Origin of the sequence: Trujillonella humicola (genome assembly GCF_046233715.1) — a bacterium.
In the GTDB taxonomy this organism is placed as follows: Bacteria; Actinomycetota; Actinomycetes; order Mycobacteriales; family Geodermatophilaceae; genus Trujillonella; species Trujillonella humicola.
Window position 1 is genome coordinate 41,817 of record NZ_JBJNRJ010000016.1, and the last position, 25,408, is coordinate 67,224.

A 25,408-nucleotide genomic window follows, 5' to 3' on the forward strand; every position below is an offset into this window, starting at 1 on the left:
TCTAGCCCCCGGTCGGCCGGGGCGGGACCTCCTCGGCCGGGTCCTCCTCCGGAACGGGTTCCGGCTCCTCGGGCGGTGGAGCGGCCGGTGGAGCGGCCGGTTCCGCGACCTCCCGGCGCCAGCCCTGGATCGCGGCGGCCAGCACCCCGGCCACGGGGACGGCGAGGAACAGCCCGAGCAGGCCGAAGACGGAGGCCGCCCCGGTCGTCAGCAGGAGGACGACCAGCGGGGGGAAGTTGATCGCCCGGGACAGCAGCAGCGGCGCGAGCAGGTTGCCCTCGATCTGCTGCACGGCGACGACGATCAGCAGGGCCCACAGGGCGGTCGTCCAGCCGCCGGTGACGCCGGCGACCGCCACCGCCACCGCCCCGGCGATGGTCGCCCCGACCAGGGGCACGTACCCGAACAGGAAGGTCAGCGCGCCGATCGCCAGGGCCAGGGGGACGTCGAGCACCCAGAGCCCCAGGCCGATGAGGACGCCGTCGATGAGCCCGGTGGCCGTGGCCGCGTAGAACCAGGCGCCGGCCGTGCGCAGCGCCGACCGGAAGGCGGCGTCGGTCGGGGCGCGGTAGCCCCCCGGCAGCATGCCGACGAAGCCGCGCCACAGGCCGTCGCCGCCGGTGAGCGCGAAGAGCGTGAAGAACAGGGCGATGAGCAGGACGGTGACGACCTGGCCCGCGGCGTTCACGGCCTGGGTCGCGGCCCCGCCGAGGCCGCCGAGCGCGCCGCCCGCGGAGGCCTCGAGCTGGTCGATGAGCTGGTCGAGCACCGGGCTGTCGAGATCGGCGGTCCGGTTCTGCGCCCATTCGGTGAGCGACTGCACGGCGTCGGTCCCCGCAGCCACCAGTCCGGGCCACGCGTCGATCACGCGCAGGACGAGGAACGTGAGCACGCTGAGGAAGAAGGCCACGTAGGCGACGACGCAGACGATCGCGGCCAGTGCGGCCGGCGCGCCCCGCTCCCGGAGCCACCGGGCGATCGGCCACAGCAGGGCGACCTGGGCGAGCCCGAGGACCACCGCGGCGGCGAGGAGCTGGACCTGCAGCACCAGCCAGATCGCGCCGACGGCGGCCAGGCCGATCACCAGGAAGCGCCCGGCGATCGTCGCCTCCCGCTGCAGCAGCGTCACGCGGTCGGTCGAGGGAGGCACGCGGCGGCCCACCCCTGCCACCGGGACGGGGGAGGCGTTCTGCCGCGCCGCGGCCGCCCGCAGCGCGGCGAACGGCATCCGTCTCGCCATCTCCGGCCTCCCCTCGGCGCAGGTCGAGCGGGGCCCTACCCGCCCGGGCCGGGGTTGTCCCATCGTCGTGCGCTCGGGCCGCAAGCGCTCGCGCCGGGATCGCCGCCGTCGCGGAGAGGGTCACTAGTCCGACCGCGGCGCCGGACCGGCGAGGAGGACCGGGACCGTCGACCGACGGGTCAGGGACTGGGCGACGCTGCCGAGCAGCCGGTGGGACAGGCCGCGGCCGCGGCGGCCGATGACGATGGCGTCGGCGCCCGCGGCCTCGGCGGCCTCGAGCAGGACGAGGTCGGGCTGCCCGCACCGCAGCTCGAGCCCGGGGGCCGGCCCGCCGGGAGGGAACCAGCCGGCCCGCTCGGCCAGCAGGTCGTGCCACTCCCGGCGCGCTCCGGGGCCGTCGAACTCCGCGGCGTCGGGGTCCAGCACGGCGGCCAGGACGATGCGAGCCGGTGCGGAGGCGAACAGCCGGACCGCGTCGCGCACGGCGCGGTCGGACTCGGCCGACCCGTCGACCCCCACGAGCACGGTCGGCCGCCCCGGGGCGCCGTGCTCGGCCCCGGGCGTGCGCTCGAGCACCCGGCCGGCGCGCCGGCCGCGCTCCATCGCGATCGGCACGAACAGCGGACCCAGCGCGGCCCCCAGGAAGTACCACGTGCCGGCGCGGTGCCCGTGCCGGCCGAGGAACAGCAGCGCCGCACCGAGCCCGAGAACCAGCCAGAGCAGCACCACGAGGGCCACCCACCACGACGTCGGCATCCGCCGGAACTCCCTCCGGGTCCGTGCCCAGCTCGGTCGGCCCCACCCTCGGCCGTCGGCCCCCGGTCCGGAAGGGGCGACGGTCGCGCATCGACGGGACGTCGGACCCGCGGCCGGTGCCGGGGCCGCCGGAGGACCGTGGCCCGGGCCGCCACGCCGACCCGTTGGTCCTGCCCCTCCCGGCCGTAGGTCCCTGCCCGCCCGTCGCCGGTGCCGGTGAGGCTGGGGCATGGCCACACCGGAACGGACCCTCCCCCGGCTCGGCGCGGCGACCACCACGAGCTGCCGGCACACGAGGTCGTGCTGCTGCTGGAGACCGACCCCGAGCGGGGACTGGCCGGTGGGGAGGCCGCCCGGCGCCTGCACCTCGAGGGGCCCAACACGCTGCCGCGGATCGACCGGCGCGGCCCCCTGCTCCGCTTCCTCCAGCAGTTCCACCACCCGCTGATCTACGTCCTGCTGGCCGCGGCGGCGGCGACGCTGGCGCTGGGCGAGGTGGTCGACGCCGCCGTCATCCTCGCCGTGGTGCTGATCAACGCGGGAATCGGCTTCGTGCAGGAGGCGCGTGCCGAGCAGGCCCTCGACGCCCTGATGGCGATGGTCCGCACGCGGGCGACGGTCGTGCGCGACGGCGTCCGGCACCGCATCCCCTCGGAGGAGCTCGTCTGCGGTGACGTGGTGGTCCTGGAGACCGGCGACCGGGTGCCGGCCGACCTGCGGTTCCTCGCCGTCCGCGAGCTGCAGGTCGAAGAGTCGGCGCTGACCGGCGAGTCGGTGCCGGTGGAGAAGGTGCCGGTGGAGCTCCCCGCGGGAACCGCGCTGGCCGACCGGTCGAACATGGCCTACTCGAGCGGGCTGGTGACCCGCGGGCGGGGCCGCGGGATCGTGGTGGCCACCGGTGCCGACACCGAGATCGGGCGCATCCACCGGCTGGTCGGCGAGGCCGAGGCGCTGGAGACGCCGCTGACCCGGAAGATCGGCCGGTTCAGCCGGGTGCTCACCGTGGCCATCCTGGGGCTCGCGGCGCTGACGTTCGGCCTCGGGACCACGCGCGGTGAACCGGCCGGCGAGATGCTCGCCGCCGCCGTCGCGCTGGCCGTCGGCGCGATCCCCGAGGGCCTGCCGGCCGTGGTCACGATCACCCTGGCCATCGGGGTGGCGCGGATGGCCTGCCGGCGAGCGATCATCCGCCGGCTGCCGGCCGTGGAGACCCTGGGCAGCACCACCGTGATCTGCACCGACAAGACCGGCACGCTGACGGCGAACGCGATGACGGTCACCACGATCGTGGCCGGCGCGCGGAGCTACGCGGTCACCGGCACCGGCTACGCGCCCGAGGGCCGGGTCCTGGCCGGGGGCGTCCCGGCCGGCGGGATCCCGGCCGACGGTGTCCCGGTCGACCTGGAGCAGCAGCCGGTGCTGCGGGAGTGCCTGGTCGCCGGGGCGCTGTGCAACGACACACGGCTGACCGGACCCACCGATCGGCGGGACGTCGCCGGTGACCCCACCGAGGCGGCGCTGCTGGTCGCGGCGGAGAAGGCCGGCCTGGACCCCGGCCGGCTCAGGCAGCAGCTGCCCCGGGTGGACGCGATGCCGTTCGACTCCGACCGCCGGTACATGGCCACGCTCCACCGGAATCCGTCCGGGCGGACGGTCGCCTACGTCAAGGGCGCGGTCGAGCGGCTGCTGGGCATGGCCGCCTGCGAGCTGCGCGACGACGGCACGACGGTCGCCGTGGACGCCGACGCGGTGCACGCCCGCGCCGACGAGCTGGCCGGGCGGGCGCTGCGGGTGCTGGCGACGGGCCGGGTCGAGCTCCCCCCGGGCACGACCGCGCTGTCCGAGCAGCTGCTCGACGGTCGGCTCACCCTGCTGGGCCTGCAGGCGATGCTCGACCCGCCGCGCCCCGCGGCGATCACCGCCGTCGCCGCCTGCCGGGACGCCGGCATCGAGGTCAAGATGATCACCGGCGACCACGCCGCCACCGCCCGCGCCATCGCCGAGCGCTTCGGCCTGGGCTCCGGCGGCGCCCCGGCCGTGGTCACCGGGCCGGAGCTGGCGGCCCACCCGGACGACGACCTGCCGCGGCTGGTGGCCGGGACGGCGGTGTTCGCCCGGGTCAGCCCGGAGCAGAAGCTGCGGCTGGTCCAGACCCTGCAGGCGCACGACCACGTGGTGGCGATGACCGGCGACGGCGTCAACGACGCCCCTGCGCTGCGCCGTGCCGACATCGGTGTGGCGATGGGCGCCGGCGGGACGGAGGTGGCGAAGGAGGCCGCCGACATGGTCCTGACCGACGACGACTTCGCCTCGATCGAGGCCGCCGTGGAAGAGGGCCGCGGCGTCTTCGACAACCTGCGAAAGTTCATCACCTTCGTGCTGCCCACCAGCATCGGCCAGGGCCTGGTGATCCTGGTGGCCGTGGCGCTGGCGACGACGCTGCCCGTCCTGCCCGTCCAGGTGCTCTGGGTGAACATGACCACCGCGGTCGCGCTCGGCCTCGTGCTCGCCTTCGAGCCGCTCGAGCCCGGCGTGATGCGCCGCCCGCCGGTACCGCCGTCACGCCCCCTGCTCACCCGGCGTCTCGCCGGGCGGATCGTGCTGGTCTCCGCGCTGATGCTGGTCGGCGCCTTCGCGCTCTTCGAGTGGACGCTCGACCAGGGCGAGGAGGTCGCGGTCGCCCGCACCGTCGCGGTCAACGTCTTCGTCGTCGTCCAGGTCGCCTACCTGCTCAACTGCCGGTCCCTGGACCGGCCGATGTGGCGGCTCGGCCTGCTGGGCAACCGCTGGGTCTCGGTGGGCCTGACGGCCATGCTGGGTCTCCAGCTGCTGTTCACCTACGCGCCGTGGATGAACCGGCTGTTCCACAGCGCGCCGATCCCGCCGCTGTGGTGGCTGGGGATCACCGGCGTCGGGGTGGTCGTCTTCCTGGTCGTCGAGGTCGAGAAGTGGCTGGGCCGCCGGCTACGCCCCCGGCCGGTGCCGCCCGCCGCGGCGCCACCGGACGGCAGGCGGGATGGCTGAGGACCGCGGGGCGGCGCGGTCCGGACGTGGCGCTGCCCGGTGTGGATCACGGTGCGAGCCGCCGATCGGTGGAGGCCCGTGGCCGCCGTCCCCGGCGAGCCGGCGAACGGCTCGGCGTCGTGCCCGTCGTCACCCTCGCCGCGGCCGACGGGTGCGCGGGCGGGGTGCCGGCTGACCGCCGGAGGGGAGTGAGGTGCCCGAGCACGCGTTCCACGTCGTCGCCGCTCTCCTCGCGGTCGCCGCGGTGGTCGCCGCCGGGGCGGTCAGGCTCCGCCAGCCGCTGATCATCGCGTTCATCGCCGTGGGGGTCCTGGTGGGCCCGGCCGGGCTCGGGTGGGTGGAGGGCAACGACCAGGTCGCCCTGCTGGCCGAGCTCGGCATCGCCCTGCTGCTGCTCCTCGTCGGGCTCAAGCTGGATCCGCAGCTGATCCGCACGACCGGACCGGTCGCCGTGGCCACCGGCCTGGGCCAGGTCGCGTTCACCTCGGCCGTGGGTTTCGGTCTGGCCCGGCTGGTCGGGCTGCCGGTGGTCCCGGCCCTCTACGCGGGCGTGGCCATGGCCTTCTCCAGCACGATCATCATCGTCAAGCTGCTGTCGGACAAACGGGAGATCGACCAGCTGCACGGCCGCATCGCGGTCGGCTTCCTCATCGTCCAGGACATCGTCGTCGTGATCGTCATGGTCACCCTGACCGCCGTGGGCACCGCCGGACGGGGTGACGACCTGGTCCCGGATCTGCTCGTGGTCCTCGGCCGCGGCGTGCTCTTCGTCGGCGGCATCCTCCTGGCCATGCGGTACGTGCTGCCGCGCGCCCTGGCCTGGCTGGCCCGCTCGAAAGAGCTGCTGCTGCTGTCCGCACTCGCGTGGGGCATCGCCCTGGCCGGCCTCGGGGACGCGCTGGGGTTCAGCATCGAGGTCGGCGCGTTCCTCGGCGGGATCTCCCTGGCCGCCACGCCCTACCGGGAGGCGATCGGCTCCCGGCTGATCGGCCTCCGGGACTTCCTGCTGCTGTTCTTCTTCATCGACCTCGGCTCACGGCTGGGCGTCGCGGAGGCGCTGGGCCGGATCGGCCCCGCCGTCGCCCTCTCGCTGCTGGTCCTCGTCGGCAACCCGCTGATCGTCCTGGTGATCATGGGGTTCATGGGCTACCGGAAGCGGACCAGCCTCCTCGCCGGGCTGACCGTGGCCCAGATCAGCGAGTTCTCCCTCGTCCTGGCGGCGCTCGGGCTGAGCCTCGGGCACATCACCGCGGACACCGTGGGGCTCGTCACCGCGGTCGGCGTCATCACCATCGCGCTCTCCACCTACATGATCCTCTACTCGGCAGCGCTCTACGCCCGGCTGGCGCCGCTCCTGTCGGTCTTCGAGCGGGCGCGGCCGCGGCACGCGGACGACAGCGGGGACGCCGCCGACAGCGGCGTCGACCTCGTCGTCGTCGGCGCCGGCCGCTACGGCGGCCGGCTCGTCCGGCAGCTGCTGGCCCGGGAGGCCCGCGTGCTCGTCGTCGACAGCGATCCGCAGGCCCTGGAGCGGGTCGGCAAGGACGGCGCGCAGACCCTCTACGGGGACGCTGAGGAGCCCGAGCTGGTCGACGCGCTGCCGCTGCGCGGCGCGTCGTGGGTGGTCAGCACCGTGCCCGACCGGTCGGTCAACCTGGCCCTCCTGCACGGTCTGGAGCAGGCCGGCTTCACCGGATCGGTCGCGCTGACCGCGCACAACGACCACGATGCCGACCGGCTCGAGGCCGCCGGTGTGGACGTCGTCCTGCGGCCTTTCCACGCGGCCGCCGACAGCGGTGCCGCCATCCTCCTCGAGGAGGCCGGGACGTGGGGCGCGGCGAGGTGACCGGCCGGGGATGACCGGCGGGCCGGTCCGCCGGTCCGGGGACACCCCGCGACGGCGACGGCCGCCCGGTGCAGGACCGGGCGGCCGTCGTCGTGCTGCGGGGGTGCCCGCCGTGTCGGCTCAGCCGACGTAGTTCACGTGCACGTGGTCGAAGTGGTTCGCGGTCACGCCACCGCGGTCGGCCATCGCCCGCCAGGCGCCACCGGGGGAGGTGATGATCCGCTGCTCCCAGATGACGTACTCGACACCCAGCTCGCCCCAGTGGTCGAGGTGGTACTGGGCGATGGCGTCGCCGAGGGCGTTGTCCCGCATGACCATGTAGTCGACGGCCAGCCCCGAGGGGTGGCCGTGCGGGTCGACCGCGCTGGCGCGGGTGCCGCCGAGCGTGATGGCGGCGGCGCCCGGGACGTTCGACACCACCGCGTTCGCGGCGGCCTGCGCCGGCGGCCGGATCGGGCCGGCGCTGTTGGTGATGCGCGCGACCGCCTCGACGGCCGCGGCGACCGGCGCCGGAGCCGGGGCCGCTGCGGCGACCGGAGCCGGAGCCGGCTCGGGGGCGGGCGCAGGGGCCGGCTCGGGAGCAGGGGCCGGCGCGGGCTCGGGGGCGTGCGCAGGGGCCGGCTCCGGGGCCGCCTCCGCCGCGGGCTCCGGTGCGGGCGCGGGCGCGGGCGCGGGCTCCGGCTCTGGGGCGGCCTCGGGTGCCGGGGCGGCGTCGGGGGCCGGAGCCGGCTCGGGGGCCGGCGGGACCGAGTCGCCCGCGGGGCCGTTGGTGCCCGGGACGGTCCCGACCGAACCGCTCAGGGTGAAGACCTGGCCGGGGAAGATCAGGTCCGGGTCGGCGCCGATCGCCGAGACGTTGCGGTGGTAGAGCTCCCGCCACGGCTGGTCGAAGTCGGCGGCGATGCGGGACACGGTGTCGCCGCGGACGACGGTGTAGGTGCCGTCCGGAGCCGCGTGCCGGCCGTAGCTCGCGGTGGTGTCCTCGTAGGTCTCGGGAGCCGAGGACGCCGAGCCGTGTGCGTGCTGCACGTGGGCGTCGGCGGCGCCGGACCAGTCGGGGACGGCGGGGGTGGCCTGCGCCGTGGCCGGCGAGCCGAAGACGCCGAGCCCGACGACGGTGGCGCCGGCGGCGAGGGGAGCGCGGGAGAGGGCCTTCTTGGTGCGGACGTAGCGGGGAGCGCGGTGCTTGGACACGGGGTGTGAGTTCTCCGATCACCGCCGGTGAGGTGAGCTGTCGGGTTCGGGCGATCGGTGCCCGGCCGCTGCGCGGCTTCACCCCGAGGCGCGGATGCGCCGTGGAGACCTGGGTCCCCCACCCCTGCCCTGGGAGGAGTGGATGACGACCGGTGGGCAGGGTTGGGCGGACCGGTCGCCGCGTTCACTGTGCGGAACGCTGCCAAGACGCTACGTATGGAGATGTCAGTTGTCGTCGTGACGCAGATCATGCTCGGCGTCCGCACTGCTCGTACCGGCGTGTCCAGGGGCCGTGACGAAACCCACCCGACCCCTACGGCCGGTTTCCCGACCGATCCGGTCGGCATCCGCCTACCGTGGACACGTGGCACGACCGTTCCGGCAGCAGGTGGACGAGGGCATCCTCGACCGCGCCGCCGGGCTGTTCGCCCGTCGCGGGTTCGCGAAGACGTCGGTCCAGGACATCGCGGTCGCCGTCGGCCTGTCCAAGGCCGGTCTGCTGCACCACTACCCGAGCAAGGACGCCCTCTACGAGGCCGTGCTGGCGCACGCCGAGGGGATGGGGCGGCGAGTCGTGAGCGCGGTGGCGGAGCTGCCGCCGGGCCGCGAGCGCGACCTGCGGGCCCTCGAGATCCTCGTGGACGTCGCCCTCGCCCACCCGGGCATCGTCGCCCTGATGCTCGGACCGGCCACCGATCCCGGGCCCGCGACCGAGGAGCCGGCGGCGGCGGGCACCGAGGTGCTGCGCGCCTTCGGCGTGGAGCAGGAGACGGCCGAGGCCGAGCGGCTCGTCCGGGTCGTCGGCGCCCTGTCCGCGCTCGCCGTCCTCACCCTCGCCGCGCACTCCGCGGGCACGACCACCGAGTGGCGGCGGCACATCGTCGCCACCTGCTCCGACGCGCTGGGCCACCGCCGCCCCGGCGCGCCGCCCCCCGATCCCCACCAGGTGGAGGCCTGATCCCGCATGGCTGTCCTGCTGTCCCGACTCGGGGCCTTCGCGTACCGGCGCCGGCTGCCCGTCGTGCTCGTCTGGCTGGTGGTCCTCGTGGGCGGGGGCGTCGGCGCCGTCACCCTGTCCGGGGAGACCGACAACAGCTTCTCGATCCCGGGGCAGGAGTCGACCAACGCGCTCGAGCGGATCGCCGAGGAGTTCCCCGACGGTCCCTCCGGGGCCACGGCGCGGGTCGTCTTCGCCTCGCCCGAAGGCGGGGTGATCGACGTCCCGGCGGTGCAGGCCCTGGTCGCCGACCTCGGGCAGCTGCCCGGCGTCGTGGGGGCCAGCGACCCGTTCGACCCGGCCAACCCCGGCGTGAACTCGGCCCAGCCGACGATCGCCTACAGCACCGTCGCCTACGACGCCGCGCCCGGCGAGGTGACCCCGGAGCAGCAGGACGCGCTGCTCGCCGCGGTCGAGGACGCCGGCAGCGGCATCCTGACCGTCGAGGTCGGCGGCGAGGCGGTGCAGGAGCCGCCGCACGTCGGCGGTCCCGCGGAGGTGGTCGGCGTCGTCGTCGCCCTGGTCGTCCTGGCGGTGACCTTCGGCTCGCTGCTCGTCGCCGGGTTGAACCTGCTCACCGCGGTGGTCGGCGTCGGGATCGGCGTCGCCGGCATCACGATCGCCACCGGCGTCACCGAGCTCTCCTCGACCACGCCGATCCTGGCGGCGATGCTCGGCCTGGCCGTCGGCATCGACTACGCGCTGTTCATCATCACGCGGCACCGGCAGGAGCTGCGCCGCGGCGCCGACGTGCCCACGGCCGTGGCCACCGCGGTCGGCACGGCCGGATCGGCCGTGGTCACCGCCGGCCTCACCGTCGTGATCGCGCTGGCCGGGCTGTCCGTCGTCGGCATCCCCTTCCTCACCCAGATGGGCATCGCCGCGGCGCTGACGATCGTCGTCGCCGTCCTCGTCGCGCTCACCCTGGTGCCGGCCGTGCTGGGCTTCCTCGGACCGCGGGCGCTGCCGCGCCGGCAGCGCGCCTCGGCCGGCGGGGACGGGGCCGGCCGGCCGGCGCGGCGGGGCGGTCTGCTCTCCGGCTGGATCGCCACGGTGACCCACCGGCGGGTCCTGGCGCTCGTCGCGACCGTGCTCGCGCTCGGCGCCATCGCGATCCCCTTCGGCTCCATGCAGACCACGCTGGTGCAGGAGCCGCCGGAGGGCACGACCGCCCAGCGGGCCCAGGAGCTGCTCGTCGAGGGCTTCGGAGCCGGCTTCACCGGCCCGCTCGTCGTCCTCTTCGAGGGCGAGGACGCCGCGGCGGCGCGCGACGAGGCCCTGGGCGTGGTCGCCGGCACCGACGACGTCGCCCGGGTCGTGCCCGGCCAGGCGACGCCCGACGGCACCGCGGCGACGCTGAACGTGATCCCGGAGTCCGGACCGTCCGACCCGGCCACCGAGCAGCTCGTCGCCGACCTGCGCGGCGAGCTCGGGGACCTCGACGCGGTCGAGGTGTCGGTGACCGGTCAGACGGCCGTGAGCGTGGACGTCGCCCAGGCCCTGGACGACGCGCTGCCGGTCTACCTCGTGCTGGTCGTGGGCCTGGCGCTGGTGCTGCTCGTGCTGGTCTTCCGCTCGGTGCTGGTACCGGTGATCGGCGTCCTGGGCTTCCTGCTCACCGTCGGGGCCTCGCTCGGTGCGACCGTCGCGGTGTTCCAGTGGGGGTGGCTGGCCGACCTGGTGAACCTGGACGACACCGGCCCGCTGATCAGCCTCGCCCCGATCCTGGTGATCGGGATCCTGTTCGGCCTGGCGATGGACTACCAGATCTTCCTGGTCTCGCGGATGCACGAGGCGCACAGCCACGGCGCCGATCCGCTGACGGCGGTCCGCACCGGCTTCCGGCAGGCCGCCCCGGTCGTCGTCGCCGCCGCGCTGATCATGTTCTCGGTCTTCGCCGGCTTCGTGCCGGCCGGCGAGCCGACGATCAAGATGATCGCGTTCGCCCTGGCCATGGGCATCCTGTTCGACGCCTTCGTGGTCCGCATGGTGCTGGTGCCGGCCGCGCTGGCCCTGCTCGGCCACCGGGCCTGGTGGCTGCCGCGCTGGCTGGGCCGGCTGCCGCACCTCGACGTCGAGGGCGCGGCGCTGCAGCGGCGCGACGCGGCCGAGCACGAGCCGGTCGGCGCCGGAGCGCGCTGAGCCGGCGACGGCGCCGGCGCCGGGACCGCCCGGACGCCGGCGCTGTCAGCCGAGCAGGTGGGTGACGGCGGACAGCCGCTGGTCGCCGGCCATCGCGGCCAGCCACCGCGACCACCCCGGCCGCGCCCGCATCGCCTCCAGCGCCTGCCGGGCGGCGGCCGCGTCGCCGCGGCGAGAGGCGGCCAGCGCGGCGTAGAGGTCGCGGGCCCCCTCGGGGGCGAACACGGCCAGGGTGTCGTAGTCGCGCTCGGCGTAGGCGCCCTGCAGGGAGCGCAGCACCCGCAGCTGGGCCACCGGGTCACCGGAGTCGTCCACCCGCAGGTCGACGCGCACCCCGTCGTCCTCCTCGGTCGCCGGCTCCCCGCCGACCACCAGCAGTGCCGCCGACTGCCGACCACGGAGATCCCCGCCGGCGTCCTGCCCGGCGCAGAGCGCCGCCAGCAGCCGGTCGGCCAGTGCGCCGGCGGTGACGGTGAAGGCGTGCAGCATCGCCGGCAGCACGTCGTCGGAGGCGAGCATGTTGCCCTGCACACTGACCGCCTCGGCGACGACGTGCCCGCTCACCGGGAAGGCGCCGGGCCCGGTGTCGGCGGCGATCGCGCCGCCGGCGGACAGCACGGCCAGCTGCCGGTCGGCGTCCTCGGCGGCGTGCGCCGCACGCCGCACCAGGTCGGCCGGGAGCGTGCCCTCGGCCAGCCCGTCGAGCAGCACGCCCCCGAGGCCGCGCGGGCTGCGCGCCTGGACGGCGACCACGCCGACGCCCGGCCGGGCGCGGGGCACGGCCCGGCCGACGGCGAGGATGCAGGAGGAGACGGCGATGCCGAGCTCGCCGGTCGCCGGGTCGCGGGCGACGATCGAGAAGGTCACCGGGGCGGCCGTACGGGCTGCGGAGCGGTCAGGCGGTGGCCGGCAGCGACATCTCGCGGACGTCGTCGGCGACGGCCAGCGGGGCGCCGGTGGCCGCGACGACCTCGTCGGCGGTGACGCCGGGAGCGGTCTCGCGGAGCACGAACCCGCTCGGGGTGACGTCGACGACGGCGAGGTCGGTGATCACCCGGTCGACGCAGGCCTTGCCGGTGAGCGGCAGGGTGCACTCCTCGACCAGCTTCGGGGACCCGTCGCGGGCCACGTGCTCCATCATGATGATCACCTGGCGGGCGCCGTGGACGAGGTCCATCGCGCCGCCCATGCCGTTGACCATCTTGCCGGGGATGAGCCAGTTGGCCAGGTCGCCGCGGGGGTTGACCTGCATCGCGCCGAGGACGGCGACGTCGAGGTGCTGGCCGCGGATCATCCCGAAGCTCGTCGAGGAGTCGAAGAAGCTGGCGCCGGGCAGGATCGTGACGGTCTCCTTGCCGGCGTTGATCAGGTCCGGGTCCTCGTCGCCCTCGAAGGGGTAGGGCCCGACGCCGAGGACGCCGTTCTCCGAGTGCAGCACCACGTGCACGCCGTCGGGCACGTAGTTGGGCACCAGGGTGGGCATGCCGATGCCCAGGTTGACGTAGGCGCCGTCGGTGAGCTCCTGGGCCACCCGGGCGGCCAGCTGCTCGCGGGTGAGTGTCATGTCAGATCCCCTGGCTGCGCGGTCGGGTGGTGCGCTTCTCGATGCCCTTGCCGTCGGTGCCCACCTCGACCACCCGGTCGACGAACACGCCGGGCAGGTGGACGTGCTCGGGGCGGATCTCGCCGGGCTCGACGAGCTGCTCGACCTCCGCGACGGTGATCCGCCCGGCCATCCCGGCCAGCGGGTTGAAGTTCGCCGCGGACTCGTGGAACACCAGGTTGCCGTGCCGGTCGCCGACGGCGGCGCGGACCAGCCCGAAGTCGGCGGTCAGCGCGGTCTCCAGCACGAACTGCCGGCCGTCGAACTCCCGCACCTCCTTCGGCGCGGAGGTGGCGACGACGTTGCCCTCGGCGTCGTAGCGCACCGGGATCCCGCCGTCGGCCACCATCGTGCCCACGCCGGTCGGGGTGTAGAAGGCCGGGATGCCGACGCCGCCGGCGCGCAGCCGCTCGGCCAGCGACCCCTGCGGGGTGAGCTCGACCTCGAGCTGGCCGGACAGGTACAGCCGGGCCAGCTCCTTGTTGCCGCCGACGAACGAGCTGATCGTCCTGCGGATCCGGCCGGCGTACAGCAGCACGCCGAGGGCCTGGTCGTCGACGCCGCAGTTGTTGGAGATGGTGGTCAGGTCCCGGACCCCGGACTCCAGCAGGGCGTCGATCAGCTTGATCGGGACGCCGCACAGCCCGAAACCGCCGACGGCCAGGGTCGCGCCGTCGCCGACGTCCGCCACGGCCTCGCGCGCGGAGGCCACCACCTTGTCCATGCGCCGATCCACCGTCCGTCCGGGCGGCCGTCCGGCTCCCGCGTCAGGCGGGGCGGCCCAGCTCGCGGATGCCCTCGATCTTGGTGCCGAGCGTAGCCGTGACGTGTTCGTCGGCGGCCCGCCGGGGCAGCCGCGAGAGGTCGGGCGCGGTGACGAGCACGAGCGAGGCGCCGGCGACCAGCGGGGCCAGCAACCAGGCGACGGGGCCGGCCTCGGCGGCGGTCCGCGCGTCGACGAGCACCCGGTCGCCCTCGGCCAGTCCCAGCCGGCCGGCCAGCTCGGTGGCGGTCTCGACCAGGCCGCCCAGCGTCAGCTCCAGCCCGCCGGCCGCCAGCCCGGGCGCGGCGGGGTCGGGCTGCTGCCAGGGGGTGAACGTGTCGCCGTGGGTGCGCACCTCGACGGCGTAGTCCCGGGCCGGGCCGGTGTAGCCGGCCATGCCGGTCCCGAGCGGGTGCAGCGACAGCCCGACGAGCTCGGGGAGGTCGAGCTCCTCCAGCGGCGGCAGCCGGCCCTCGTCGGCGAGCACCACGTCGGCACCGGCCAGCGCGCCGTCGTCCTCGGCGGCGGTCTCCACCACGGTCGCGCCGCAGCTCCACGTGGCCAGGAGCACCGCGGCCGTCTGCCAGTGCGCCGGCAGCACCACGGCGACGCGGCTGCCCGGGCCGACGTCGAACTCCTCCTGCAGCAGGTTGGCGGTCTTCGCCACCCAGTTGGCGAACGTCGCCGCCGACAGCTCCACGCGGGAGGCCGCCACGTCGTCGTAGTGGGTCAGCAGAGGGGCCGCCGCGGCGCGGCGGAGCGCTGCCCGGAGGACGTCGGACGGGGTGGAGGGCCGCGTGGTGCGCACGTGACGAGAGTGCCCTGTGACGGGGCGGTTCGCCCCGCGCGTCACCGGCTCGGAGGTCACGGCGCGGTTACAGTTCTCGCGATGACCGCGACTGCCGACGGCGCCGGGTCCGGGCTCCTCCGCCTGGACCACGCGCTGCTCCGATCCACCCGGCGGACGCTGGGCTCGACCCCTGCGGTCCCGGTGGCCCAGGGCCTCTCGCACTTCGGCGAGCACGCGCTCGGCTGGGTCGCCCTGGGCGCGGCCGGCTGGCTGTCCGGCCGCCGCCGCGAGGAGTGGCTGGCCGGCACCGCGGGCGTCCTGGCGGCGCACGCCGCCGGGGTGGTCGTCAAGCGCGTCGTGCGGCGGGTGCGCCCGGCGCTGGAGGACGTGCCGGCCCTGGTGGCGACGCCGAGCCGGCTGTCCTTCCCCAGCGCGCACAGCTGCTCGACCGCCGCGGCCGCCGTGGGCTTCGGCCCCATGGTCGGCCGCCTCCCCATGGCCGGCGTGACGGGTCTGATGCTCGTCTCGCGGGTGCTCCTGGGGGTGCACTACCCGTCCGACGTCGTCTCGGGAGCGGCGCTGGGGGCCGGCACGGCCACCCTCGTCCGGCGGCGCCTGACCCGGTTCGAAGGTAGGAAGGCATGACCGTGACGATCTCCCAGCCCGGCCCCCCGGGACCCGCCTCGCCGGATGCCGCCACCGCCCCGGCGGCCGGCGCCCCGGCGCCGGCCGGCCCGCCCGCAGCCCCGCCGCTGGCCCCGCGCCTGCCCGGTTGGCGCGGCACCTTCGCCTGGGGCGTCATCCGCTCGTGGCGGCCCCGCCAGTGGGCGAAGAACGTCCTGGTCCTCGCCGCACCTCTGGCCGCCGGGAAGGTCTTCGACCTCGACGTGCTCGGCCCCACCGCGGTGGCCTTCCTGCTGTTCTGCGTCGCGGCCTCGGGCGTCTACCTCGTCAACGACACGATCGACGTCGAGGAGGACCGCCGGCACCCGCGCAAGCGGTTCCGGCCGATCGCGGCGGGCGTGGTGCCCAAGGGCCTGGCCCTGGCCATGGCGGTGCTGTTCTTCGCCGTCGCGCTCGTCGTCGCGGTGCTGCTCACCCGCCCGGCGCTGGCCTGGGTGCTGGGCAGCTACGTGGTGATCCAGCTCGGCTACTGCATGTTCCTCAAGAACCAGCCGGTCATCGACCTCGCGGTCGTCGCCTCCGGCTTCCTGCTGCGCGGCATCGCCGGCGGTGTGGCCGCCGGGCTCGAGCTGTCGCAGTGGTTCCTGCTCGTCGCCGCGTTCGGCTCGCTGTTCATGGTGGCCGGCAAGCGCTACTCCGAGCTGGTGCTGATCGGTGACGCCGCGGCCACCCGCAAGACGCTGCAGGAGTACTCCGCCAGCTACCTGCGCTTCGTCTGGAGCCTGTCGGCCGCGGTCACGCTGACCGCCTACAGCCTGTGGGCCTTCGAGATGGGGGAGACCCAGGAGGGTGCCCCCTGGTCGCTGATCTCCATCGCCCCGTTCGTGCTGGCGATCCTGCTGTACGCCCGCGACGTCGACAAGGGCGAGGCCGGGGCGCCGGAGGACATCGTCCTGGGCGACCGCGTGCTGCTGGCCCTCGGCGTCCTGTGGGCCGCGACCATGGCGCTGGGTGTCTACGGTGTCTGAGGAAGGACCCCGTTCCCCCCACCGCTCGCAAGCTCGCGGCGGGACCCTGAACGGGGCCGGGCGGAGCCCTGAGACTCTCACCGGCTGGGGGCGCACCGCGGCCACCCCCGCCCTGGTCGACCGCGTCGCCGACGAGGCCGACGCCCGCAAGGTGCTCGCCGAGGCCCGCGCCGAGGCGCAGGGCCGGGGGGTCGTCGCCCGCGGCCTGGCCCGCAGCTACGGCGACGCCGCGCAGAACGCCGGTGGCCGCGTGCTGGACATGACCGGCTCGGACCGCGTGCTGGACGTCGACATCGCGACCGCGGAGGTCGAGGTGGAGGCGGGTATCTCCCTCGACCGCCTGATGAACCTCTTCGTCCCGCTGGGCATGTTCGTGCCGGTCACCGCCGGCACCCGGTACGTGACCGTGGGCGGGGCCATCGCCGCCGACATCCACGGCAAGAACCACCACGTGGCCGGCAGCTTCTCCCAGCACGTGCGCTGGCTGGACCTGCTCACCGCCGACGGCCAGGTCCGCCGGGTGGGGCCGGAGACCGACCCCGACCTGTTCTGGGCCACCGCCGGCGGCATGGGCCTCACCGGCGTGATCCTGCGGGCCCGGGTGCGGATGAAGCCGATCGAGACCTCCCGATGCCTGGTCGACACCGACCGCACTCCGGACCTCGACGCGTTGATGACGCTGCTCGCCGAGACCGACCACCTCTACGACTACTCGGTGGCCTGGATCGACTGCGTGGCCAAGGGCGCCCGGATGGGGCGCTCGGTCCTCACCCGGGGCCGGTTCGCCCGGCGCGACGAGCTCCCCGCCCGCAGGCGGGCCGACCCGCTGCGGTACGCCGGCTCGGTCAAGCTCTCGGTGCCCGACGTCTTCCCGCCCGGGCTGCTCAACCTCGCCACCGTGTCGGCGTTCAACGAGCTCTGGTACCGCAAGGCGCCCGCGCGCAAGCGCGACCAGCTGCAGAGCATCCCCACGTTCTTCCACCCGCTGGACGGGGTGGGCGCCTGGAACCGCATCTACGGCCCCCGCGGCTTCGTGCAGTACCAGGTCACCGTGCCGTTCGGGCACGAGGAGACGATGCGCCGGGTGCTCGAGCGCATCGCCACCTCGGGCCACGCCTCCTTCCTCGCCGTGCTCAAGCGCTTCGGCGAGGGCAACCCGGGCATGCTGTCCTACCCGTCGCCGGGGTGGACCCTCGCGCTGGACATCCCCGTCGTCGGCGGTCTGGCACGGCTGCTGGACGAGCTCGACGAGCAGGTGGTCGAGGTGGGTGGGCGCACCTACCTGGCCAAGGACTCGCGGGTCCGCCCGGAGGTCTTCGCGCGCATGTACCCGCGCCTGGAGGAGTTCCGCGCGGTGCGCCGTCGCGTGGACCCCGACGGCGTCTTCACCTCCGACCTGGCCCGGCGACTGGAACTGTGAGGCCCACCCCGTGATCGACGCGCTCGGCTCTGTCGGCTCCCTGCTGCTCGTGGGGGGGACGTCGGACATCGCCGTCGCCACCGCCCGCCGCTACCTGCGGGAGCGGCCGCTGCGGATCGTCCTCGCCGCCCGCGACAGCGCCCGGCGCACGGCGGTGGCCGAGGAGCTGCGCGCCGCCGGGGCGACCGTCGAGGTCGTCGACTTCGACGCCGAGGACCCGAAGTCCCCCGAGCGGATGGTCGCCGAGGCCACGGCCGGTGGGGACGTCGACGTGGCGGTGGTCGCCTTCGGCGCGCTGGGCGACCAGGAGCAGCTGGCCTCCGACCCCGACGCCGTCGCCGCCCTGGCCCGCGTCAACTACGTGGCGCCGGTCGTCGTGGGCACCGTGCTGGCCCAGCGGATGCGGGCCCAGGGCCACGGCGTGATCGTCGCCCTGTCGTCCGTGGCGGGGGAGCGGGCCCGGGCCTCCAACTACGCCTACGGCTCCACCAAGGCCGGGATGGACGCGTTCTTCAGCGGCCTGTCCGACTCGCTGGCCGGCACCGGCGTGTCCGTGCTGGTGGTCCGCCCCGGCTTCGTCCGCTCGAAGATGACCGAGGGCCTGCCCGAGGCCCCGCTCGCCACGACGCCCGAGGCGGTGGCCGAGGCCATCGTCACCGGCGTCCGGACGGGCCGGCACACGGTGTGGGTGCCCGGTGCGATGCGCTGGGTCATGAGCGGCCTCCGGCACACGCCCCGGCGGCTGTTCCGCAGGCTCCCGCTGTGACCCGGGCGTGGCGGTGGACCACCGACGTCGTCCGCCGGGAGGTCCACGGGTCGTCGGTGATCGACCGTGCGCTGTGGATGGCCGTCGTCGCGGTGGCGGCGGTCCGCCTGTGGCAGGCGATCCCCTTCGGCGGCGACTTGCGGATCATCTGGTTCGCCGGCCGCCACCTGCTCGACGGCGAGCCCGTCTTCGCCGATCCGTACTTCATCTACCTGCCCAGCTCGGCGCTGTTCGCGGCACCCTTCGGCCTGCTCCCCGAGGACGTCGGGGTGGGGGTGGGAGCCGTGCTCGGCTGCCTGGCCGTCATCGCGTTCGCCTGGGCCTGCGTGCGGCTGCTCGCGGCTCCGGCGCCGCAGTGGCTCGCCCCCGCCGTCGCCCTCGCCGTCCTGGTCAGCCACGCGGGTGGCGACCTCATCACGGTGGCCAACAGCGAGTTCGTGACGCTGGCGATGCTCCCGTTCATCCTCCTGGCGGCCGCGCGGGGGCGGTGGCTGCTGTTCGGCGTGCTGCTCGGCGTGAGCATCGCGGTGAAGCCCTTCCTGCTCGCGCTCCTGGCGCTCCCGCTGCTGGCCGGCCGCTTCCGGGCGCTGGGCGTCGCGATCGCCGTCCCGGTGGCGGTGTCGCTGCTCGCGCTCCCGTTCGTCGCCGACCCGGGCGCCTTCTTCACCACCACCATCCCGAACCTGCTCCGGGGGCAGGAGGCGCTGAACAACACGGCCAACGCCTCCCTGGCCAACCTGCTGGAGTACGTGGGTGTGCCGGAGCGGCTCGCCCTGCTGCTGCGCCTGCTGCTCCTGGCCACCGGGCTGACCGCCGCGTTCCTGCGCTGGCGCCGCCCCGGCGGCGACCCGGTGGTCCGGGTGGTCGAGGTGGGCACCCTGCTGCTGCTCGCCAGCAGCCTGGCGTCCTCGGTCGTCTGGTCGCACTACTCGCTGCTGGCGCTGCCGGTGTTCGTGATCGCCGGGCGGGCGGGATCGGTGACCGGCCGCACCGCGGTGCTGTGGCCGCTCCTGCTGCCGGTGTTCGCCCTGGGCTACCCGGCCTCGATGCCCGGCGTCTGGGGCACGGTCATGGTCCGCGTGGGCGTCGCCCTGGTGCTGATCCTGCTGGTGCTCTCCCTCCGCGCGGCCCTCTCCCGGCCGGCGGCTGACGCACCGGCAGCCGCCGCACGGACGACGGTCGCCGGTCGGACCGGCGGCACGGAAGCGCACCGCACCGCGGAGCGCGGCCCCGCGGGGAACACCGCAGGCCGCCGCCCCGTCCGGGCGGAGTGAGCACCCCGCAGCACCCCACCCCGCGGCACCGCACCCGCAGCAGCGCCCCCCTGCGTCAGCGGATGCAGCTCGTGTCGTCGGCGGTGCGCAGGTCCTCGCCGACCACCTCGTCGCCCGCCGGCTGGGGGGTGGTCGGGCTGCCGATGCCGGTGAAGTCGGAGCCGAGGACCAGCTGCACCGTGCCCGGGTCGAGCGTGTCGTCGAGCTGCACGAGCGCGCCGGGTACCTGCGCCGCGACGGTGGCGGCCGGCGCCTCGTCGCCGGAGGCATGCCGGACCATCGTCTGCGCGTAGTCGCTGCGGTCGGCGTTGCCGGCCCCGGCGAGCACGAAGCCCGCCGCCTCGAGCGCCGCGCCGGCCTCGGCCGCGACGCCGGGGACGCCCGAGCCGTTGAGCACCTCGACCGCCACGGTCGCGGGGTCCACCGTCGCCGGGGGCCCGGCCGGCTCCGGCGCGGGTCCCCCGGGCTCGGCCGACAGCTGGGCGAAGAAGCGGTGCAGCGTCTCCTCGTCCTCCAGCCGGATGATCGAGCCGACGCCGTCCAGCCGCTCGTCGCCGACGTAGGGGACCGTCTGGAAGGTGATGCTGCCCAGTGCCACCGACTGCATCTGCTGGGCCAGCGCGAACAGGTCCAGGTCCCGGTCCACGGTCAGCGCCCGGGAGACGGCCTCGACCAGTTCCCGCTGCTTGCCGGGGTCGAGCAGCACGTCGCTGGACAGGATGTTGCGCAGGACGCCGGCGATGAACACCTGCTGCCGGACGATGCGGTCGTAGTCCCCCCGGCCCTGGTCGCCCAGGTTGTGCCGCTGCCGGACGAAGGCCAGCGCGTCGGCGCCGGAGATGGTCTGCCGGCCGGCGGGGAAGTAGGCGCCGGAGTACTCCCGGTCGTCGACGGCGGCGCAGAGGTTGACCTCGACGCCGCCGACGACGCTGGTCAGCTCGAAGAAGCCGAGCAGGTCGACCTCGGCGTAGTGGTCGATGCGCTGCCCGGTCAGGTCGCTGATCGTCTGCACCAGCAGCTGGGCGCCGCCGGCCTGCTTGTCGGCCTCGGGGGCGGCGTCGTCCACCGCGCCGTAGCCCAGGGCGTAGGCGGCGTTCAGCTTGTGGGGTCCGTGTCCGGGGACCTCGACGTAGGAGTCGCGGGGGAACGAGACGAAGGAGGCGGCCGACCCGTCGGCCGGCAGGTGGACCAGGATCATCGTGTCGGTGTTGAGCCCGGAGTCCGTTCCCGCGCTCAGCTCGCGCAGCTGCTCCTCGGTGAGGTCGGCCCGGCTGTCGCTGCCCACCAGCAGGAGGTTGAGCGCCTCCGGTGCCCCGCCGGTGTCGGAGTTGCCGCTGTCGGGGATGGCGTCGGTGCGGTTGACCGTCGCCTCGGCGACCTGGCCGAGGTACCAGCTCCAGCCGGTGGTGGCCAGCAGGAGGAGGGACAGCACACCGGCCAGGACCCGGGCCACGACCGCGACCCGCCGGCCCCGCGGGGTCCCGGTGCCGGCCGGCCGGGGACTCCCGGCCGAGCGCCCCAGCCGCGGGTCCAGGTGCGCGGGCAGCCGCCGCCCGCCGGGCGGTCCGGGCTCGCTCGCGCCCACGGCGTCCTCCCCCTCGGCCGGGCCCCTCGGTGGAGAGGGGCGGCTGGCGAGGGTAGGACGTCGCGGCCGGTCGCGGGGGCGATCCGCCCGTGGCCCTCCTGCAGGGGCCCGCCGCGAACTCGTCAGTGGCGGGGGGCAGGAGGGTCCTTCGTCAGTTGATGCAGCTGGTGTCCTGCGCCGTGCGCAGGTCGACGCCGGCCACCTCGCCCGGCGCGGGCGGCACCGTGGTGGGGACGCCGACGCCGTTGAAGTCCGCGCCGAGGACCAGCTGCACGGTGCCCGCGGTCAGCGTGTCGTCGGCCTCGACCAGGGCGCCGGGCACCTGCGCGGCGACCGTGGCCGCCAGCGCCTCGTCGCCGGGGGCGTGCCGGACGACGCTCTGCTCGTAGTCCGCCGAGTCGGCGTTCCCGGTGCCGGCGACGGCGAACCCGGCCGCGCCGAGGGCGGTGGCGGCCTCGGCGGCCAGCCCCCGGACCCCGGAGCCGTTGAGGACCTCGACGGTCACGGTGGACGGGTCGACGGTCACCGGGGCCTCGACGGGTGCCTCGGCCGGCGGCTGCGGGTCGGCGGACAGCTGCGCGAAGAACGTGTGCAGCGTGTCCTGGTCCTCGAGCCGGATGATCGACCGGCCCTGCTCGTCGCGGTCGTCGCCGACGTAGGGGACGGTCTGGAACTCGATGCTGCCCTCGGTCACCGACTGCATCTGCGCGGCCAGGGAGAACAGGTCCAGGTCCCGGTCCACGGTCAGCGCCTGCGACGCCGCCTCCACCAGCTGCCGCTGCTTGCCCAGGTCGAGCAGGACGTCCTCGGACAGCATCTTGCGCAGCACGCCGGCGATGAAGACCTGCTGGCGGATGATCCGGTCGTAGTCGCCACGGGGCAGCCCGTGCCGCTGCCGCACGAAGCGCAGCGCGTCGGCGCCGGAGATGACCTGCGGCCCGGCGGCGAAGACGGCGCCGGAGTAGGCGCGGTCGTCGACGGCCTCGCACAGGTTGACCTCGACGCCGCCGACGACGGTGCTGAGCTGGAAGAAGCCCAGCAGGTCGACCTCGGCGTAGTGGTCGATCCGGAGGCCGGTCAGCTCGCTGATCGTCTGCACGAGCAGCTGGGCGCCCCCGGCCTGCCGGTCGGCCTCGGGCATGCTCGCGTCGACGGCGTTGTGGCCGTAGGCGTAGGCCGCGTTGAGCTTGTCCCAGCCGTACCCGGGGATCTGCACGTAGGAGTCGCGCGGGAAGGACACGAACGACGCCGCCGACCCGTCGGCCGGGACGTGCACCAGGATCACCGTGTCGGTGTTGAGCCCGGAGTCCGCGCCGGCGTTGAGCTCGCGCAGCTGCTCCTCGGTGAGGTCGGCCCGGCTGTCGCTGCCGACCAGCAGCAGGTTCATCGCCTCGCCGGCGTTGCCCGAGCCCTCGTTGCCGGTGCTGGGGATGGCGTCGGTGCGGTTGACCGACGCCTCGGCGACCTCGCCGAGGTACCAGCTCCACCCGGTGCTGGCCAGCAGGACGCACGAGAGCAGCCCGGCCAGGACGCGGGTGGCGACGGCGGCCCGCCGGGCGCGACCCCGCCCGCCCGGGCGGGCGGGGTCGGTCCGCACCGGGGAGCCCGCACGTGCCGGGGCCTCGGCGCGCCCGGCCCCGGCGGTGCGGCCCGACCCGGGCCGTCCCAGGCGCGGGTCGAGGCGGGCCGGCAGCTGCCGGTCGCCGGACTCCCCGGGCGGGCCGGGCTTCTTCGGGCTCACGGAGGTCGTCCTTCCCTGTCGGGCCACCCCACGGGCGGATCGCCGGGCGTGCCCGGTGTGGGGACCCCTCCGTCACCTGCCGCGGCCGGGCTCGGCCGGCACGGGTGCCCGGGAGGTGCCCCCAGGCTAGGTGCGGGCCCGGCAGGCGCGGGGAGGCGCGGGCCCGACACGGGACGGTTGGGACGGACGGTGCGCCCGGGGACGGCGGGCGACCCTCCGCCCGCCCCGGACCACCGGGCCGGGCCCGTCCGGGGTCGCCGTCAGCCCAGTCCCGCCCGCGGCACGTGCCGGGTGAACAGGTGGTCGACGAAGGCGCGGAACGCGCCGGCGCCCCCGGCGGCGGGCACGACGACGTCGGCGGCGTCGCGGGCCTCGGGCCGGGCGTCGGCCGGCGCACCGGCGACGCCCGCGGCCACCATCGCCGGGACGTCGTGGACGTCGTCGCCGAGGAAGGCGATCTGGCCGAGCGGGACCCCGTGCCGCTCGGAGAGGGCGACCAGGTCGGCGAGCTTGTCCGTGGAGCCGAGGACGACGTCGTCGGCGCGCAGCTTCCGGGCCCGCTCGGCGACGCTCTCGTGCCGCTCGGAGGTGAGCAGCGCGGTGCGGACCCCCGCCTCCCGGAGCAGCTGGAAGCCCTTGCCGTCGCGGGCGGAGAACGTCTTGGTCTCCGTCTCGATCGTGCCGTAGGTCAGCCCGTTGTCGGTCAGGACGCCGTCGACGTCGGCGACGACGAGCCGGACCGGGCCGGGCACGACCTTGGCCGGCCGCACGCGGAGGGCGCGCAGCAGGCCGTCGACCACCAGCAGGTCGGTGGGGGAGTCGATCTCCACGGCGTCGGCCTCGCCGGTCTCCACCAGGCCGATGCGGCCGCTGATCCGCACGCCGCTGCCGAGCAGGCGCTGCGCCGAGGTGGCGTAGGCGGCGCCGGTCTCCACCAGGGAGCCGTTCCAGTCCTGCCGCCGGGGGCGGGCGGCGGGGTCGTAGTCCAGGGCCCTGCCGGAGTCGCCGTCCTCGGCCCAGTGGAACTGGTGCCGGCGGACGACGGTGAGCGCGCTGTCGTGCGTGGCCAGGCGCGCGGCGACCTCGTCCAGGACGGCGCCGGTCAGCAGCGGGCTGGTCGCCTGGACCAGCGCGACGTCGCCGGTCACACCGAGGTGGCGGACGGCCTCGACCAGGGCGGACTCGCTGGTGGCGGTGTCGGTCGCCGTCTGCGCGGACCGCTCGTGCACCACCACGCGGGACCCGCCGTACAGCCGCGCGACGGCGCCGATGGCGGGGGAGTCGGTGGAGACCACGACCCGGTCCACCGACTCCGCGCCCGCCGCGGCCGCGACCGTCCACGCGACGAGCGGACGGCCGCCGACGACGGCGAGGTTCTTGCGCGGGATGCCCTTGCTGCCCCCGCGCGCGGGGATGACGACGGTCAGAGGCCGTCGGTCCACTTGAGCTTCTCCCGGGTCGCCTTCTCCACCTCGAGCAGCTCCTCGGCCTTGTAGGTCAGCGCCTTGCTGACGTTGACCGTGTCGCGCTTGAGCTTGCGCATGCCGTCGGGCTCGAGCGAGGCCGAGTGGTCGGTGCCCTTGGACGTGCGGTCGAGGGTGAAGTGCCGCTCGATCGCCGTGGCGCCCAGGGCCATGGCCGCGACGTCCGCGGCGATGCCCAGGTGGTGGCCGGAGAAGCCGACCCGCTGGACCCGGTCGCCGTAGGCCTCGCGCAGCCGGCTGATCTCCAGCAGCGCCAGCTGGTCGAACGGGACGGGGTAGCCCGAGGTGCAGGCGTAGAGCGTGACGTCGGCCAGCCGCCCCTTGCCGTCGAGGAAGGAGACGATCTGCTCCTCCTCCGCGCGGGTGGTCATCCCGAGGGAGAGGTGGATGCCACCGGAGTACTCGTCGCACAGGATGCCCAGGACCTCGATGTTGAGGTTGGTCGCCGAGGGCACCTTGATGAACTCGGGCTCGATCTTGGCGACGTCGCGGGCCGAGGCGGTGTCCCAGACCGAGGTGGAGTAGACGACGCCCTCGGCCTCGCAGTGCTCCTTCAGCTCCTCGTGCTGGGCCATGTCGAACTCGAGGAACTCGCGGTGGGCGCCGTAGGTGTCGCCGAAGCTGTGCATCGGGTTGGGGTGCGGCGCGTCGTACTGCTCCGGGGACAGCAGCAGCCGGTTGTTCCGCTTCTGGAACTTGACCGCGTCGACCTCGCAGAACTTCGCCGCGATGGAGACCATGCGCTTGGCGAGCTCGAGGTCGCCGGCGTGGTTGCAGCCGACCTCGGCGACCACCAGGGGGGCGTGGGTCACGGAGAACACCTCTCTCGTTGTCCGCACGGGGGAGCGGGGCGGACGACGTGTCGTGGGCGGGTGGGAGCCGGGCGTGCGCGCAGCCGGACCGTTCCCGCACCTACACGCTAACGCCCCGCGCGTGACGCCGCGGGCACGTGGGAGGGGAGTGACGGCCGTTCCGGGCGGTGAGCCGGCAGCGCCCGGTGCGCCCGGTCGGGTGAACGCGGTCCCGGCGCGCCGGTCTCGGCTCAACCCCCTGCCGGCCGGTGCCGATGGTCCTCCCGGACAGATGCGCCCGTCGCCGGGTGCGCCGCCCCAGAACCACCGGAGGACCTCC

General features: G+C 75.2%; 20 protein-coding genes and 1 riboswitch. Of the genes, 9 read left to right on the forward strand and 11 right to left on the reverse strand.

Annotated elements, in window-relative coordinates; translation table 11 throughout:
- Window position 1: 1 nt before the first annotated feature.
- The gene (locus ACK586_RS10730; protein ID WP_409330466.1) at window positions 2-1,240 is read right to left on the reverse strand and encodes an AI-2E family transporter; all 1,239 of its coding nucleotides are present in this window, start codon (window positions 1,238-1,240) and stop codon (window positions 2-4) included.
- Between the two features lie 123 nt (window positions 1,241-1,363).
- Window positions 1,364-1,996 carry a universal stress protein gene (locus ACK586_RS10735; RefSeq protein ID WP_409330467.1) on the reverse strand — a complete coding sequence of 211 codons (633 nt, stop codon included), beginning with the start codon at window positions 1,994-1,996 and terminating at the stop codon, window positions 1,364-1,366.
- 216 nt (window positions 1,997-2,212) lie between these two features.
- Here ACK586_RS10735 and ACK586_RS10740 point away from each other — a divergent pair, with 216 nt between their 5' ends.
- Window positions 2,213-5,020 (forward strand): HAD-IC family P-type ATPase, encoded by a 2,808-nt coding sequence (locus ACK586_RS10740; protein ID WP_409330468.1) that lies wholly within the window; start codon window positions 2,213-2,215, stop codon window positions 5,018-5,020.
- Between the two features lie 193 nt (window positions 5,021-5,213).
- Window positions 5,214-6,866 carry a cation:proton antiporter gene (locus ACK586_RS10745; RefSeq protein ID WP_409330469.1) on the forward strand — a complete coding sequence of 551 codons (1,653 nt, stop codon included), beginning with the start codon at window positions 5,214-5,216 and terminating at the stop codon, window positions 6,864-6,866.
- A gap of 120 nt (window positions 6,867-6,986) precedes the next feature.
- Here the strand turns inward: ACK586_RS10745 and ACK586_RS10750 are convergent, their stop codons facing one another.
- Window positions 6,987-8,060, reverse strand: a complete 1,074-nt coding sequence (locus ACK586_RS10750; RefSeq protein ID WP_409330470.1) for a LysM peptidoglycan-binding domain-containing protein — start codon at window positions 8,058-8,060, stop codon at window positions 6,987-6,989.
- 7 nt (window positions 8,061-8,067) lie between these two features.
- Window positions 8,068-8,211: riboswitch (cyclic di-AMP (ydaO/yuaA leader) on the reverse strand.
- A 213-nt stretch (window positions 8,212-8,424) separates the two neighbouring features.
- Here ACK586_RS10750 and ACK586_RS10755 point away from each other — a divergent pair.
- Both ACK586_RS10755 and ACK586_RS10760 read left to right on the forward strand, forming a co-directional pair.
- The gene (locus ACK586_RS10755) at window positions 8,425-9,018 is read left to right on the forward strand and encodes a TetR/AcrR family transcriptional regulator (RefSeq protein ID WP_409330471.1); all 594 of its coding nucleotides are present in this window, start codon (window positions 8,425-8,427) and stop codon (window positions 9,016-9,018) included.
- Between the two features lie 6 nt (window positions 9,019-9,024).
- Window positions 9,025-11,199 carry an MMPL family transporter gene (locus tag ACK586_RS10760; RefSeq protein WP_409330472.1) on the forward strand — a complete coding sequence of 725 codons (2,175 nt, stop codon included), beginning with the start codon at window positions 9,025-9,027 and terminating at the stop codon, window positions 11,197-11,199.
- 45 nt (window positions 11,200-11,244) lie between these two features.
- On the opposite strand, the gene ACK586_RS10765 is transcribed toward ACK586_RS10760, so the two are convergent.
- Genes ACK586_RS10765 through ACK586_RS10780 form a run of 4 tightly spaced genes read right to left on the reverse strand, consistent with a single transcriptional unit; the run spans window position 11,245 to window position 14,373 of the window.
- Window positions 11,245-12,066 (reverse strand): DUF1028 domain-containing protein, encoded by an 822-nt coding sequence (locus ACK586_RS10765; protein WP_409330473.1) that lies wholly within the window; start codon window positions 12,064-12,066, stop codon window positions 11,245-11,247.
- Window positions 12,067-12,094: 28 nt separating this feature from the next.
- Window positions 12,095-12,763 (reverse strand): CoA transferase subunit B, encoded by a 669-nt coding sequence (locus ACK586_RS10770; RefSeq protein ID WP_409330474.1) that lies wholly within the window; start codon window positions 12,761-12,763, stop codon window positions 12,095-12,097.
- A gap of 1 nt (window position 12,764) precedes the next feature.
- Window positions 12,765-13,526 (reverse strand): CoA transferase subunit A, encoded by a 762-nt coding sequence (locus ACK586_RS10775; protein WP_409330475.1) that lies wholly within the window; start codon window positions 13,524-13,526, stop codon window positions 12,765-12,767.
- Window positions 13,527-13,569: 43 nt separating this feature from the next.
- Window positions 13,570-14,373, reverse strand: a complete 804-nt coding sequence (locus ACK586_RS10780) for a TIGR03089 family protein (RefSeq protein ID WP_409330476.1) — start codon at window positions 14,371-14,373, stop codon at window positions 13,570-13,572.
- 81 nt (window positions 14,374-14,454) lie between these two features.
- On the opposite strand from ACK586_RS10780, the gene ACK586_RS10785 reads away from it, so the two are divergent.
- From ACK586_RS10785 to ACK586_RS10805, 5 genes are read left to right on the forward strand one after another with little or no spacing between them, the layout of a single operon-like run.
- Window positions 14,455-15,000, forward strand: coding sequence for a phosphatase PAP2 family protein (locus ACK586_RS10785; RefSeq protein ID WP_409330477.1), 546 nt, complete (start codon window positions 14,455-14,457; stop codon window positions 14,998-15,000).
- The gene (locus tag ACK586_RS10790; RefSeq protein ID WP_409330478.1) at window positions 14,997-16,007 is read left to right on the forward strand and encodes a decaprenyl-phosphate phosphoribosyltransferase; all 1,011 of its coding nucleotides are present in this window, start codon (window positions 14,997-14,999) and stop codon (window positions 16,005-16,007) included. The genes ACK586_RS10785 and ACK586_RS10790 overlap by 4 nt, the downstream gene beginning before the upstream one ends.
- Window positions 16,000-17,427 carry a decaprenylphosphoryl-beta-D-ribose oxidase gene (gene dprE1 / locus ACK586_RS10795; protein ID WP_409330479.1) on the forward strand — a complete coding sequence of 476 codons (1,428 nt, stop codon included), beginning with the start codon at window positions 16,000-16,002 and terminating at the stop codon, window positions 17,425-17,427. The genes ACK586_RS10790 and dprE1 overlap by 8 nt, the downstream gene beginning before the upstream one ends.
- Window positions 17,428-17,437: 10 nt before the next feature.
- On the forward strand, window positions 17,438-18,193 hold the full coding sequence (dprE2, locus tag ACK586_RS10800; RefSeq protein ID WP_409330480.1) for a decaprenylphospho-beta-D-erythro-pentofuranosid-2-ulose 2-reductase: 756 nt from the start codon (window positions 17,438-17,440) through the stop codon (window positions 18,191-18,193).
- A complete protein-coding gene (locus ACK586_RS10805; RefSeq protein WP_409330481.1) occupies window positions 18,190-19,467 on the forward strand; it encodes a glycosyltransferase family 87 protein in 1,278 nt (425 codons plus the stop codon). Before dprE2 ends, ACK586_RS10805 begins: the two co-directional genes overlap by 4 nt.
- Before the next feature lie 55 nt (window positions 19,468-19,522).
- Here ACK586_RS10805 and ACK586_RS10810 read toward each other — a convergent pair whose 3' ends face one another.
- The 4 genes from ACK586_RS10810 to ACK586_RS10825 all read right to left on the reverse strand — a co-directional run bounded on the left by ACK586_RS10810 (window position 19,523) and on the right by ACK586_RS10825 (window position 25,089).
- The gene (locus ACK586_RS10810) at window positions 19,523-21,052 is read right to left on the reverse strand and encodes an LCP family protein (protein WP_409330482.1); all 1,530 of its coding nucleotides are present in this window, start codon (window positions 21,050-21,052) and stop codon (window positions 19,523-19,525) included.
- A 151-nt stretch (window positions 21,053-21,203) separates the two neighbouring features.
- Window positions 21,204-22,793 (reverse strand): LCP family protein, encoded by a 1,590-nt coding sequence (locus ACK586_RS10815; protein ID WP_409330483.1) that lies wholly within the window; start codon window positions 22,791-22,793, stop codon window positions 21,204-21,206.
- Window positions 22,794-23,053: 260 nt separating this feature from the next.
- The gene (locus ACK586_RS10820) at window positions 23,054-24,235 is read right to left on the reverse strand and encodes an acylneuraminate cytidylyltransferase (RefSeq protein ID WP_409330484.1); all 1,182 of its coding nucleotides are present in this window, start codon (window positions 24,233-24,235) and stop codon (window positions 23,054-23,056) included.
- On the reverse strand, window positions 24,217-25,089 hold the full coding sequence (locus ACK586_RS10825; protein ID WP_409330485.1) for an N-acetylneuraminate synthase family protein: 873 nt from the start codon (window positions 25,087-25,089) through the stop codon (window positions 24,217-24,219). The genes ACK586_RS10820 and ACK586_RS10825 overlap by 19 nt, the downstream gene beginning before the upstream one ends.
- Between the last annotated feature and the right edge of the window lie 319 nt (window positions 25,090-25,408).

What these genes read in the sequence shown, in the direction of transcription:
- ACK586_RS10730 (WP_409330466.1), bottom strand. Translation starts at nt 1,240, where the DNA reads ATGGCGAGACGGATGCCGTTCGCCGCGCTGCGGGCGGCCGCGGCGCGG.
- ACK586_RS10735 (WP_409330467.1), bottom strand. Translation starts at nt 1,996, where the DNA reads ATGCCGACGTCGTGGTGGGTGGCCCTCGTGGTGCTGCTCTGGCTGGTT.
- ACK586_RS10760 (WP_409330472.1), top strand. Translation starts at nt 9,025, where the DNA reads ATGGCTGTCCTGCTGTCCCGACTCGGGGCCTTCGCGTACCGGCGCCGG.
- ACK586_RS10770 (WP_409330474.1), bottom strand. Translation starts at nt 12,763, where the DNA reads ATGACACTCACCCGCGAGCAGCTGGCCGCCCGGGTGGCCCAGGAGCTC.
- ACK586_RS10775 (WP_409330475.1), bottom strand. Translation starts at nt 13,526, where the DNA reads ATGGACAAGGTGGTGGCCTCCGCGCGCGAGGCCGTGGCGGACGTCGGC.
- ACK586_RS10785 (WP_409330477.1), top strand. Translation starts at nt 14,455, where the DNA reads ATGACCGCGACTGCCGACGGCGCCGGGTCCGGGCTCCTCCGCCTGGAC.
- ACK586_RS10790 (WP_409330478.1), top strand. Translation starts at nt 14,997, where the DNA reads ATGACCGTGACGATCTCCCAGCCCGGCCCCCCGGGACCCGCCTCGCCG.